A 13,286-nucleotide genomic window follows, 5' to 3' on the forward strand; every position below is an offset into this window, starting at 1 on the left:
TCAGTGCCCGTAAACCTTCTGCAACTGCGCTTGGGTCAACGCATCCTCAAACGGAACCGGTACTGACTTCACCGCCCCGTAGAGGTTGCGATAACGCCAGTAACTACCACTGTTGGCCAGTTGGTAACCGCGCTCGACCACACGCTGCCCATCAAGGCTATAACGCAAGGTTTCCTGAGCTGCCGCTGGCGGTGTCGGCTGCATCAGGTCGGTGGACAGAACGCGCATCGATTCGTCGATGCACTCGTCTAGCACGGCCGTGACCTTTGCTAAATCGAGGCTGCCGTCGTCGATGCATTCCTTGCCACAGCGCCGAATCGGCTGGCTGACCACTTCGATCCGCATCCGATACAGCGCCGAACCGGCAATGTCCTGGACTTGCACCTGATTGATCAGCACGAAACTGCCACGGTCAGGGGTCAGCATCAGGTTGGGTTCAATCACCAGGCGCGCAGTGACCTGCCCCACTCCTTGCTTGAACCCGGCCACTTGCGACGCCTGTTGATAGCGCTGTTGCAGACGCTCCTGCAACGGAACACCTGCCAGCAAGTCGGCCAACGGTCGCGCCTCGTTGAGCGCGGCTTTTTCCGCGTCGCGCTGCAACGTACCGCTGCCCATTTGCGTATTGACCAGGCTGGCAACCAACACGCCAGCAAGCCCGGCACTGTTGCCCGAACTCGCCACCATGTTGTAACTCGAGGTCGCGGCGGCCTGGGCTGCCTTGGTATCGATCACCGTGCTGGCACCGACAAACGTCGGTGGTAGTTGCACCTCAACCTTCAGCCCGTGAGCCTGGACATAGGGCAACGCGCCCTGATCCTTGAAACCGGGTTCGAGGCCCGGTTTCTGCGCACAACCGCCCAACATCAGCAACGTCAGCGCCGCAGCAGCTGCGCTTGAGCGTTTCATTGTGCAAACGGGGTGATCATTTGCTGACGGCTCGTGTCCATGGCCTGGTAGAAAGCGTTGGACAAGTTGGCGTAGTTTGGCTCATCCCATTCGCCCTGAGCGGCTTGTACCGCGGCAAAAGGTTGGAACCACAACAGTTTGTTGTCCGCCAGATCGACCACCATGCCCTGCCCGGTCACCTGGGCCATTGGCGCGCTGGTTGGCACGACACTGTAGTAGCTGCGAGTGGCGCCGGTGGCGAAGACGTTGACCAATAGCAGGCGATCGACACCTTGAGCTGCTTTGATCGGGGTCAAGTCGCGTACCGTGTAGCCTTCGCGGAAACTGGTTTCCTTGAATTTTTGCAGGTCCAGCGGCTCGTCGATCCGCTTGGCCTTGTAGCCCTTGGCTTGCAGTTTGGCGACGATCACATCCGGCAACGTATTAAGGTCGCGGGTTTGCCAATGCTCCACGTTGTCGCTGAGCTTGCTGTTGACGCCGCGGTTGATCGCGTAATCGATAAGGCCCTGGTTACCGGTCAGAGCCAGCACCGGCGCTGGCACCACCGTAATCGCCACACCGATAGTCGGCTCTTTGGCATCCCAGAATTGATGGTCCAGCGGTACGGGAGGCTGGACGTGGGCGCACCCGGTGAGGGTCAGACAGGCCAGCAACGTGATGGCAGCCCAAGTACGAAACGCGCGAAAGGTCATGGATCAAGTCCCTATGATTGATAACAGTGCTTCCTGTGTCGGCAGCCTTTGTTTCAACTGTAGTGGCACATTGATATTTTTTTACGCGCAACGCTCTGCGGGCGGGCTTCAGTTCACTTGCCCGCCCTTGGACTCACTCATGATCTGCCGGATCGCCCCGACAAACGTCTCCACCGGCTGCCCGCCCGTGACGGCGTACTGCCCGTTGAACACCACCGTCGGCACCGAACTCACGCCACGGGTCAGCCACAATTGCTCTTCCTCAACCACCTCTTTGGCGTATTCATCCGACGCCAGAATCGCCTCGGCCCGTTGCCGGTTCAGCCCCACACTTTCAGCGATCTGCGCCAACTGACTGTGATCGGACGGGTTACCGCCGTCGCTGAAATACGCCTTGAACAGCGCTTCTTTCAGGTTGAACTGCAAGCCTTCCAGCCCTGCCCAAAACAACAACCGATGAGCATCAAAGGTGTTGTAGATGCGGCTGTTGCCGTCGGTGCGAAACGCGAAGCCGACCTCGGCGCCACGGGCGCGGATCATTTCGCGGTTCTTCTGGGATTGCTCGGGCGTCGAGCCGTATTTTTCGGTGATGTGTTCGGTGATGTTCTGGCCGTCAGGGCCCATCTTCGGGTTCAGTTCGAACGGCTGGAAACGGATCTCGGCCTGGACCTCATCGCGCAGAATCTCCAGCGCCCGGGTCAGGCCGTACAAGCCGACAACGCACCAGGGGCAGGACACGTCACTGACGAAATCGATTTTCAAAGGGGTACTCATCACACACCTCGCTGGCTGGATCGCGCGGGAAAGCTGGAACGATACACCCGACAGACCCACGGTGGCAGCCATACCACAATCCCCTGTGGGAGCGAGCCTGCTCGCGAAGGCGTCGTGTCATTCAATACTGCATTGACTGATACACCGCTTTCGCGAGCAGGCTCGCTCCCACAGGGGGAACGGCGGTGTTTGGGCGGGTGTGTTTAGTTCTGTTTAGGTTTACTTCCTGAAAGCTACAGCGCCTTGCGCCGTCGCCTACAACCACGTCAGAATCCGCCGGCTTGTGCGCCTGGAGGGCCGTCGGTAACTTGGTTCTGTCACTGATTTCCAGTGATCGGGTTTAGTAGCCCGGGTAGGTTTCAACGGAAGCACAAGTGTCATTCAGTCAGGTTTTCGCCTGCACTTGATGGTGGCTGTGCGCTTGGCGCCCTCGGGCGCGCCGGTTTGATTCCTCCCGGTCTACTAACCTGCGCACAGCCGCCACCCTCCGTTTAGTAGCGAGATGGTTGCGGCTCTACTAGAGGAATTTATCTATGTTCAAAGTAACGCCGAACCCACCGGAAACCGACGACGTTTCCCCCTACGAAACCCCTGAGTCCAAAAAGCTCAACAAAGCCGCCGACCGCGCCCTCGACTACTACCTGAAACCGGTCATCCCCAAAGACACGCCTCGCAAACCCAGCACCATCTACTTCATCGCCCCCAACACCGATCACGAAACCCTGCTGGTCAACGCCTGTGAATCCCTGGCGTCAGCGAGCGTGATGTTGAGCAACTTCGCCGCAACGGTTGACGGCACCCAGCGCAACACCGTGCTCGGTATTCAGAACTCGGTCATGTTGGGTGAGCTGGCAGTGAACCTGATGCTGGATAACGTCGTCCCCACCTAACCCTGGCTGAAAAGTTTCTGTGGCGAGGGGGCTTGCCCCCGTTGGGTGGCGAAGCCGCCCCAGCATTTCAAAATTAGATCGCATGCACCGGATTTACGACTGCTGCGCAGCCGAACGGGGGCAAGCCCCCTCGCCACAGGATTTAGCCCCACAGTTGGATTTAGTTCCAACTGATGGATGGGGGATTAGAGGAGATTCGGGGACGGCACCGGGTCGATTTGCGCCCAATGCGAAGTGTCTTCGCGATGGGCCTGCAAGTACGGCAGCACCGCCGCCAGCAACGGTGCCTTGAACGCTTCCTGGAAGCGATGCGCCAGCCCCGGAATCAGCACCAACTGACTCCCACGAATGTGCGCCGCCAGATGCACGCCATGCATCACCGGCAACAACGGATCGGCCGTGCCGTGAACCACCAGCGTCGGCACACGCAAGTGGTTGAGCAAATCCACACGACTGCGTTCGGCAAGGATCGCCATGATCTGGCGCTTCACACCTTCAGGGTTGAACGCCCGGTCGTAGGACAGCGCCGCTTGATGCAGCAATGCCTGGCGGTCGTCCGTCACCGACGGACTGCCCAATGCCGCCAGCAAATCCGCCTGTTGTTCCAGCGCCACTTCACGATTCGGCGCGCCACGCCTCGACAACAATTGCACCAGCGCGGCAGTCGGCGCCGGTAAACCCTCGGCACCGGAGCTGGTCATGATCAGGGTCAGGCTTTCCACACGCTGCGGCGCCATCGCCGCCATGTGCTGGGCAATCATCCCGCCCATGCTCGCGCCCAATACGTGGAATTGCTCGACGTGCAAGGCGTCCATCAGGCCCAACGCATCGTCGGCCATGTCGGTCAGGGTGTACGGCGCCGACACCGGCAAGCCGAGTTTGTAGCGCAAGGCTTCGAAGGTCAGGTTGGCCTCGGCCGGAGTTTGCCGCCAGGTGGACAGGCCGACATCACGATTGTCGTAACGAATCACCCGAAAACCCTGCTGACACAGCGCAACCACCACCTCGTCCGGCCAGTGAATCAACTGCCCGCCCAGGCCCATCACCAGCAACAGCGCAGGGTCCGACGCACGGCCGATGCTCTGGTACGCCAGGCTCACCTGCGCCAGATCGACGTGTTCGGTTGGAACGTTGACATCACAACGCGACGCCGCGAAAGACGGCAGGCCGAACAGCAGCGCGGCCAAAAAGACAACTCTTGAAAGAAATGAAACACCCATGAAAAACACCAAAACGCAGAACCCCAGTAGAGCGCGAGTCTGATGATGTTTGTTCAAGCGCGCTGCCACAGTTCCATGACAATTTCGTGAATGCTGCCCAATGGTCAATGCGATAACTATGTAGTGCCATGGACGGCGGCAGGTTCCTTTTAATGGTGCGCTCAAGAGCGGATACGCCGCTCCCCTGCACAGAGCCACGTTGCCATGATTGAAAGTGCGTTCAGCACCTTGCCCGTTTCCACTGCGTTCCTGAAAAACAACCCTGATGACAGCCTGTTGCTGAGCGCTTGGGCGCGTTGGCGCGAGTGCAGCCAGGGTTTGCAGGCGTTGTTCGACACCGCACCGCTTCGAGGTCAGCGCCCGGAACCGGCGCTCAACGAACGCTGGAATGCCTATTGGGACGCTCGGGCGCCCGGTACGCCGGTGTCGCGGCGCGAGCGGGCGAGTCAGTTGTACCGCAGTCATTTCGAGGCCTGCGCCCAGGTGGCATTCGCTCGTCGAACGTTGACGGCGCAACAGCTGCAGCCGTTGCTGTTGATCCTGGACCCGCCCGCCTCCGGCCTGCACTTGAATGATCAACCGATCCAGACCGAGCAGTTGACCCTGGTATTGAGCGACAGCGGCACCCTGAAACTCCCCGCCGCGTGGGTCATCAGCGTGGGCAATCGCCAACCCGCCGCGCAGTGGCTGTACCTGCCGGGCCGGCCTGTGCCCATTCAGCACTTCAATCAGCGCAGTGACATGGAAGCCTGGTTGTCCGGGCAATCCCTCGTCCCGCAGGGCCTGCCCGACAATGACGTGCGCTTTGAATACACCGCGAAAGCCGAGCCGCTCACGGTCGCAATTACAGCGCTGCTTTTACGCCCGCCGTATGCGAACGCCATCGTTTTCGCCGCGCCTCCAGACCTTGAAATCCCCCTGCCGGACAGCCCGATAGAAGATGAACCACCGCTGTTCGACAGCCTGTTTGCCGACATTCCCTGGCCCCAGCGCCAGGCTTCACTGAACCGGCAGCGCGATGCGCTCGAAGCGCTGTTGGGCGACGAGCTCGACAGCGACCGTCACCCGTCATTCAAAACAGCACTGACGGCGCTGGAGACGGCAGAGCACGCCGCCAACACGGCGGCAACCGCTCTGCTTTACAGATCGCGCGCATTCGATTTTGCAACCTTCAATCGCGAGTTCAGCGCGCTCTATCAGGCGCACAAGGATGGCCTGCGCGCCGAGGCCCAACTTCAATTGGCGCTCAAACAGCTCGACGGCGATGAGTTCAGCCTGCTCATGACTGTGCTGGACTCGCCGCTGGCGGCTGATCGCGACACGGCCATCACCGCCGCCAGCCTGACGCTGTCGATGACCGACGCTAATGGCGGCATCACCACCCAGGCACTCAACGGTCCCTTCGTCATCACCCGGGATGCGCCATCGCCGCACAGCCTTTTGCTCTACTGGCCAGGTTCAGGCGGCGGTTTGCAACGGTTTGCCAACCGCGCAGAACTGGAGCGACAGTTGTTCAAGATCCAGGACCACGACCAGATGCTGGCCTTGCGGCTGAACAACATCGTCACCGACCCGCTGCATGACAGCCTCGATAAGCAGGTCAGCCACTTCGAAGAACACGCCGCGCACCTGCGCCAACATGCAGACCCACTGGAAACGCTGCGCAAACAAACGCTGGTGACCCTGCAAGTCCCGATGCCAGCCGCCAGAAACCTGGCCTTTGCACACCTGCTGGAACAAAGCCGCAGCGCGAAACTCTTCTCCCTGTTGCCCGATTGGCTGGCCACCTTGTCTGCATCCGAGCGAGTTGAACTCAAGGGTTTAGTGGAGGCTTACCTCCTGGCCATGCGTCGCAGCCACACACAACTGGAAATCGCCCTGCCACCGCGTGACGATTTCACCCGCCAGCATGTGCAGGCGCGTCTGCGAAAGGACTTCTCGCTCAACGGGCATTTTGCCGTGCAGCTTGATCTGCCCGACGCGGTGACGCTGCAAAAACAACTGGCCGATGGCGCCGCCCCTGGAACCCCGCAGAAACTCGTCGCGGTGCCCAGTAAAGCCCGCAGCAAAATGTCACTCGAAGCACTCGCCCAGCTCAACATCGACAACACGCCCTCGATGCAACTGGAGCCTCTTTCACTGCGACTGGGCTTTATGCGACTTGAGGTCACGGCGGCGGATGAAACCGAACGCCGGGCGTTGACCCGCGGTATCACCCTGCCCTGGCTGCGCAAGGTGCTGCCTGAAATGGACCTGCCCCAAGCCTACGAAAACCTGATTCGCGATGCCTTCATGGGTTCGGCCACCGAGACCACGTTCGTGAAGGAACACCGGCGTGAATGCCTGATAGAACCCTGGCGCCTGATGCTCCAGTTGCAGGGGACCTGCGCACGCCTGCAAAAGCAGATCAATCAGGATGAATGGCAGGTGTTGAACATCGCCATAGCGGCCGATACCCCGCAGGCCTGGAACGTTGCGGGCAAGCGCATCGTGCTCCTGCCGGCGTACCTCAGCGCCGGGGGCAAGGACACACCCAACGAAGGAGGCACAACTTTGTCCGGGGTGACCTTCGTTCAAGAACAAGTCAGCGGGATGACCCTGTTGTATCTGCCTGACAGCCCTGACGGCCGTTTCCTGCGCCGCTACGACAACCTCGAGACTGCTCGCCGGGCGTTGTTCAATCTATGCCTGCGCAGCGAGATGGTCAGTTATCTGGCCGCACGCGCCTTGATCGGTGACGTGCGAGCCCATGCCAGTCGCATCAACCAGGCCGTGCTCAAGCATTTCGACGCGATGATCGGGGTCGGCTTGCCTTGGCCGAAAACCACGTCACTGGCGTCCCATCTGCTCAATGCGCACATGGGACGCCTGATCGAAGCGCATCGCGGCACCTCGCGTTCCAACGATGCCTTATATCAAGAGCGCTATGCGCTCAGCGGGCCGAGGGCGTTCAACTACATAAAAATGGCCTTGGGCATGGTGCCCTTTGTCGGAGCGGGCATCGCCCTCTACGATGCCTGGAGCAGCGCCAACCACGCCGTTGCGTCCTTGTTGCGCGGTGAGGTCGGTGACGGCCTGACAGAGATTGAATCGGTGTTGTTGTCACTGGTCGATGCCGCCATGGACCTTCTTCCGGGGGCGTCCGTCAGTGCCAGAACCGCCAAGGGCGCTCACTCGCTGACGCGTATTCGTCAGCTCCGCGCCTTGGGAAAAAACGCCGGGGCACTGCAAGCGCCGTCGAAGCGCCGAGCCCGGCATGTTGTCCAGCGGTTCGCCGGGTATGAGTACGAAAAACTGATCTCCCTGACCGGCCTGGAACCGGCGACCCAAGGGGTTTACCGCAATATCTACCGGCATGCCGACGGTGACTTTATCGTTCGCCAGGGCCGTATCTTCCAGGTTGAGCGCAGCAGCGATTCACGCAACTGGCGTCTTTGCGGCACTCGACAAAAAACCTACAAGCAACCGGTCGGCCTCGATGAGGCCGGAAACTGGGACACCTATTTCGGTGTCTATGGGGTGACGTTCGAGGGCGGCGGGCTGGGGGGCGGTGGTGTGCTCGGACACTTGGCGGACGGCCTTGATCCTCTCTGGCCGGCCGTCATTCGCGAACGTCTGCCGCGTTGGTGGACCGACCAGACCTTGCGCCGCCAACAAGCGCTGAGCGAATCCGCCAATGCCACGGCCACGCTCTTCGACGCCCAGATGACGCGTACCACCGCCCTGATGGAAACGTACAACGCCAGCCCCGAAAACCTTCGCCCGGCGCTGGCACAGGCATTTGAAGTCGCGTGCATCAAGGACATGGAACTGGGCAGCAAGCATTACCAGACTCTGGCTGAGCTGCGACCCATGACGCGTGGCAACAACATGCGCGAGATCAAGGAAATACAAAGCAATGTCGCCTTTTTACTGGCCGATCGGTCCAGACAACGGGTGGTCCTGACCGGTCAACGGGCACTGGCCCTGACGGACAGGATCGACGATCTTCTGGACCAGTTGGACGCACTGCCTGCCCAGGCACTGGGCCAGCGCTTGCGTATTCTGGAGGACGTCAGGACGCTGCGTCTGGAGATAATGCGCGACTTCGACGCCATCGATGCCCACATGCGCGACCTCAACCTGTGGTACCCGCGCATTACCGACAAACCGACAAAAACAAACTTGAGCCGCGCCTTCGCGGACTTGAACGCGAGGCTCAATGAGGCCAGTCAGCTGTACTTGAAAACCGGTCAACTGCTGGAAATCGTCAAACGCTACGACAGCACCAGCGATGTTTCCTGGTTCTACCTGCAAACGCAGGCACACACGTTGAGAACCAAAGTCGATCGCGCCCTGTTCACCCAACACAGCCTGCCGGAAGTGAGCGCCACCCGAGCCCAGCGCAATCAGATATTGCAAGAGTGCCTGAATCTTTACGGGGAGTTTCGCCGCAACATGAATGCCTGGACCGCCAGCTATCCCCAGCACTTCCATCTGGACGCCGTGGGGCCACTGCTGCTGGGAATCGAGAAAATGGCCGAACGGGCACGCAAGGCCATCGATCAACCCGCGCCTGCATCCCCCGCGGGGCAACGCGGCAAAAAAGTGTTCACCACCGAAGACGGTCAATTGCTGATCGGGGAGGAGCGCTGGGAACCGACGACCCAAAAGCGCCAATACACCCTGACAGGCCAGGGCGGGTTCGAGGAGGTTTGGGAGCAAGGGACAAACGGCAAGTTTCGCCTGCTCAATCCACAGGAACAGGGTGCTCACCCCGCTCACCAAGACCTTGGAGCGTTAACGGCCGATGCGAGCCGCCGACTTGCTGCGCAAGCGGCGTACAAAATCCGCGTCGAGGCCTATGCCCGACAGGACATGCTACCCGTTGATCTGGAACACATGATGCTCAGCGAGGCAGGCGAACTCGGCCGGCGTGCCCGGATGATTGAAGATCTTCAGCCCGCTAATGCGCTCATCCAGCAGCTGCGTGACAAGGCCACAGAACTGACCGATACCGGACGGGCACTGCGTATCGAGTACTCGATGAACAGTCGAAACCCGACCGATGGCATGCTGGATTACCTCATGCAGCAAAATTCCGCCGAGAAAAAAATCGTCGATATCCACAAACAAAAACCGATGGAAACCTTGGGTAAACGTGCGGACGGACGCACCGACTACCTGCAGGAATACGAGGTGCGAGACCTGACGCAAACACCGCCCAAGGTGATGTGGTATGCCCACTTTCACTACAGTAAGGCAGCCCCTGCATTCGGTGAGTTTGAAAAGGCCCACCTCAAACTGCCGGAGCACCGGTTTCTGACACACGCGGACAACGTCGACCTGCCTTACGCCGACATCGGCAAGAAATCCGTAGCGCTTAAACATTTCGACCCGGCTTAAAACGCAAAACGGGAGCGGTTTTTCCGCTCCCGTTTTGGGTTCCTTATGCCAGCTGACTACGTAACTGACGCGCCGCCGCCACCATATTCACCAACGCCGCTTCGGTCTCCGGCCACGCCCGGGTCTTCAACCCGCAATCGGGATTCACCCACAGACGTTCGGCCGGAATTCGCTTCACGGCTTTGCTCATCAACTTGACCATCTCGGCCGTGTCCGGCACCCGTGGCGAGTGGATGTCGTACACACCCGGTCCGATGTCATTCGGGTAGGCGAACACTTCGAACGCCTCCAACAACTCCATGTCCGAACGCGAGGTTTCGATGGTGATCACGTCGGCATCCATGTCGGCGATGGCCTTGATCACGTCGTTGAATTCGCTGTAGCACATGTGGGTGTGAATCTGGGTTTCGTCACGCACGCCAGAAGCACTCAAGCGGAAGGCCTGCACTGCCCAATCGAGGTATTCCTGCCATTGCGCCCGGCGCAACGGCAAACCTTCGCGGAACGCGGCTTCGTCGATCTGCACAATCTTGATGCCGGCGTTTTCCAGGTCCACCACTTCATCACGCAGGGCCAGCGCCAACTGCTGCGCCTGGATTTTGCGCGACACGTCTTCTCGCGGGAACGACCACATCAACATGGTCACGGGACCAGTGAGCATGCCTTTCATGACCTTGTCGGTCAGGCCCTGTGCATAGGTGATCCAGTCGACGGTCATCGCTTTCGGACGGCTGAGGTCGCCGTAGATGATCGCCGGTTTGACGCAGCGCGAGCCGTAGCTCTGCACCCAGCCGAAACGGGTGAACAGGTAGCCGTCCAGTTGCTCGGCGAAGTATTCGACCATGTCATTGCGTTCGGCTTCACCGTGCACCAGCACGTCGAGGCCCAGGCGTTCCTGAACTTGCACGGCGTGGCGGATTTCGCTGTGCATGGCATCGGTGTAGTCGTTGGCCGACAGCTTGCCTTGCTTGAACGCCTGACGCGCCAGACGGATCGAACCGGTCTGCGGGAACGAGCCGATGGTGGTGGTCGGGAATGCCGGTAGTTTCAAGCGTGCGCGTTGCTGTTCGATGCGCTGGGCAAACGGCGAATGGCGTTGGCTGTCCGCTGTGCCGATGGCGTTGATGCGCGCCTGCACGGCGGCTTTATGAATACGCGGTGACTCGGCGCGACAGGCCTGGATCGCCCGGCTCTCGGCCAGTGCGGCTTGCACCTTGGGCGACTGTGGATCGTTGAGGGCGTCGCGCAACACGGCGATTTCGCCACACTTCTGCACGGCAAACGCCAGCCAGCTTTTCAGTTCCGGGTCGAGTTTGTCTTCGCGGCGCAGATCCACCGGGCTGTGCAGCAACGAGCAGGAACTGCTGACCCACAGGTTGTCGCCAAAACGCTCTTGCGCCGGTTGCAGCTGAGCCAGCGCCTGCTCCAGTTCACAGCGCCAGACGTTGCGACCGTTGACCAGCCCGACCGAGAGAATCTTGTAGGTCGGCAGGCGATCGAGCACCTGGCCCAGTTGATCCGGCGCACGCACGGCGTCGATGTGCAGGCCTTGCACCGGCAGGCCGACGGCCAGACCGAGATTGTCTTCCAGACCGCTGAAGTAGGTTGCGACCAGTTTTTTCAGCGGCGAGTACTGGAGGATGTGGTAAGCGCGTTCGAACGCATTTTTCCAGGCTTGCGGCAGGTCGAGGGTCAGGATCGGTTCGTCGATCTGCACCCATTCCACGCCTTGCGCGTCGAGGCGACCGAGGATTTCGTTGTACACCGGCAGCAGGCGTTCCAGCAGGTCGAGCTTGTCGAAGTCGTTGCCACCGCCCTTGGATTTGCCCTTGCCCAGCCACAGGTAAGTCAAAGGGCCGATGATCACCGGTTTGACGGTGTGGCCGAGGGCCTTGGCTTCATCCACTTCGTCGAACAACTGCTCCCAGCTGAGTTTGAATTGTTGGTCAGCGCTGAATTCCGGGACCAGGTAGTGGTAGTTGGTGTCGAACCACTTGGTCAGTTCCTGGGCGTATTGCGCGGTGCTGTGCTCGCCACCGCAGCAACTGGCCGTGGCGCCACGGGCCATGGCGAACAAGGTGTCGAGGGTCGGCAGGCCGGCGGCATCCTTGGTGCTGTCGAAACGTTCGGGGATCACACCGAAGGTCAGCGAATGGGTCAGCACCTGGTCGTACCAGGCGAAGTCGCCCACGGGCAGCAGGTCGATCCCGGCGCCTTTCTGCAATTGCCAGTGCATGGCGCGCAATTGGCGGCCAACGCGGTCCAGGGCAGCCTGATCAATGTCGCCCTTCCAGTAGGATTCGAGGGCTTTTTTCAGTTCACGGTCCGCGCCGATGCGTGGGAAACCAAGTGTGTGGGCCAGGGCCATGGTGAATTGCTCCTTGTAAAAGATGGCGCTATTGTCGACAGCCAACCCAACATGAGACAAACTCAACCTTTTCGTGTTGATCACAAGTTTTCCTCATGGAGCCATCCGGTGCTTGAAATCCGCCACCTCAAGACCCTGCACGCCTTGCGTGAAGCCGACAGCCTGGTCGATGCCGCCGACCGTTTGCACCTGACGCAATCGGCCCTGTCCCACCAGTTCAAGGAACTGGAGGAGCGCATGGGCATGCCGCTGTTCGTGCGCAAGACCAAACCGGTGCGTTTCACCAGCGCCGGCCTGCGCCTGCTGCAACTGGCCGACGCCACACTGCCGCTGCTGCGTGGCGCCGAGCGTGACATCGCGCGGTTGGCCGGCGGCACTGCCGGGCGCTTGCACATGGCGATCGAGTGCCACAGTTGCTTCCAATGGTTGATGCCGACCATCGACCAGTTTCGCGATGCGTGGCCGGAAGTCGAGCTCGACCTGGCGTCCGGTTTTTCCTTTGCGCCGCTGCCGGCGCTGGCTCGCGGTGATCTGGACCTGGTGGTGACATCCGATCCGCTGGACATCGCCGGTATCACCTATGTCCCGCTGTTCACCTATGAAGCCATGTTGGCGGTGGCCAACCAGCACCGCTTGGCGAGCAAGGCGTACATCGTTCCCGAAGATTTGCTCACCGAGACTTTGATCACTTATCCGGTGGAGCGTGATCGACTGGACATCTTCACCCGTTTCCTCGAACCGGCCGACATCGAACCGGCGCAGGTCCGCACCTCGGAACTGACGGTGATGATGATGCAGCTGGTGGCCAGCGGTCGCGGCGTATGCGGCATGCCGCATTGGGCGCTGCACGAATACAGCTCACGGGGTTACGTGAAGGCCAAGCGGCTGGGCGAGAAGGGTTTGTTTGCGACGTTGTACGCGGGGATACGCGCGGACATGCTGGATGCGCCGTATATGCGCGACTTCTTGCTGACGGCGAAGGATACGTCGTTCTCGACGCTCGATGGTGTGAGCGCTGTTCGCTGACGGACCACAGGACCACAGCAAT

The 13,286-nt window shown here is 60.4% G+C and carries 8 protein-coding genes; 3 read left to right on the top strand and 5 right to left on the bottom strand.

The features are described from left to right. From ACWKV5_RS15295 to ACWKV5_RS15305, 3 genes are all read right to left on the bottom strand, one after another. The gene (locus ACWKV5_RS15295; protein ID WP_483841894.1) at nucleotides 1-909 is read right to left on the bottom strand and encodes a hypothetical protein; all 909 of its coding nucleotides are present in this window, start codon (nucleotides 907-909) and stop codon (nucleotides 1-3) included. Next, on the bottom strand, nucleotides 906-1,601 hold the full coding sequence (locus tag ACWKV5_RS15300; protein ID WP_483841895.1) for a hypothetical protein: 696 nt from the start codon (nucleotides 1,599-1,601) through the stop codon (nucleotides 906-908). The genes ACWKV5_RS15295 and ACWKV5_RS15300 overlap by 4 nt, the downstream gene beginning before the upstream one ends. A 108-nt stretch (nucleotides 1,602-1,709) precedes the next feature. Then, entirely contained in the window at nucleotides 1,710-2,375 is a 666-nt protein-coding gene (locus tag ACWKV5_RS15305) for a DsbA family oxidoreductase (RefSeq protein WP_483841896.1), read from the bottom strand. A gap of 533 nt (nucleotides 2,376-2,908) precedes the next feature. Between ACWKV5_RS15305 and ACWKV5_RS15310 the strand changes: the two genes are divergently transcribed. After that, complete coding sequence (locus tag ACWKV5_RS15310) at nucleotides 2,909-3,265, top strand: DUF6124 family protein (protein ID WP_483841897.1); 357 nt, start codon at nucleotides 2,909-2,911, stop codon at nucleotides 3,263-3,265. Nucleotides 3,266-3,450: 185 nt separating this feature from the next. Here ACWKV5_RS15310 and ACWKV5_RS15315 read toward each other — a convergent pair whose 3' ends face one another. Next, nucleotides 3,451-4,485, bottom strand: a complete 1,035-nt coding sequence (locus ACWKV5_RS15315) for an alpha/beta fold hydrolase (RefSeq protein ID WP_483841898.1) — start codon at nucleotides 4,483-4,485, stop codon at nucleotides 3,451-3,453. Between the two features lie 204 nt (nucleotides 4,486-4,689). On the opposite strand from ACWKV5_RS15315, the gene ACWKV5_RS15320 reads away from it, so the two are divergent. After that, nucleotides 4,690-9,870: a dermonecrotic toxin domain-containing protein gene (locus ACWKV5_RS15320; RefSeq protein ID WP_483841899.1), complete on the top strand. Its 5,181-nt coding sequence runs from the start codon at nucleotides 4,690-4,692 to the stop codon at nucleotides 9,868-9,870. A gap of 43 nt (nucleotides 9,871-9,913) precedes the next feature. Here ACWKV5_RS15320 and metE read toward each other — a convergent pair whose 3' ends face one another. Next, complete coding sequence (metE, locus tag ACWKV5_RS15325; RefSeq protein WP_483841900.1) at nucleotides 9,914-12,238, bottom strand: 5-methyltetrahydropteroyltriglutamate--homocysteine S-methyltransferase; 2,325 nt, start codon at nucleotides 12,236-12,238, stop codon at nucleotides 9,914-9,916. 108 nt (nucleotides 12,239-12,346) lie between these two features. Here metE and metR point away from each other — a divergent pair, with 108 nt between their 5' ends. Then, the gene (gene metR, locus ACWKV5_RS15330) at nucleotides 12,347-13,264 is read left to right on the top strand and encodes a transcriptional regulator MetR (RefSeq protein WP_007944922.1); all 918 of its coding nucleotides are present in this window, start codon (nucleotides 12,347-12,349) and stop codon (nucleotides 13,262-13,264) included. The last annotated feature ends 22 nt before the right edge of the window (nucleotides 13,265-13,286 follow it).

It is taken from the genome of Pseudomonas oplopanacis (assembly GCF_057128725.1).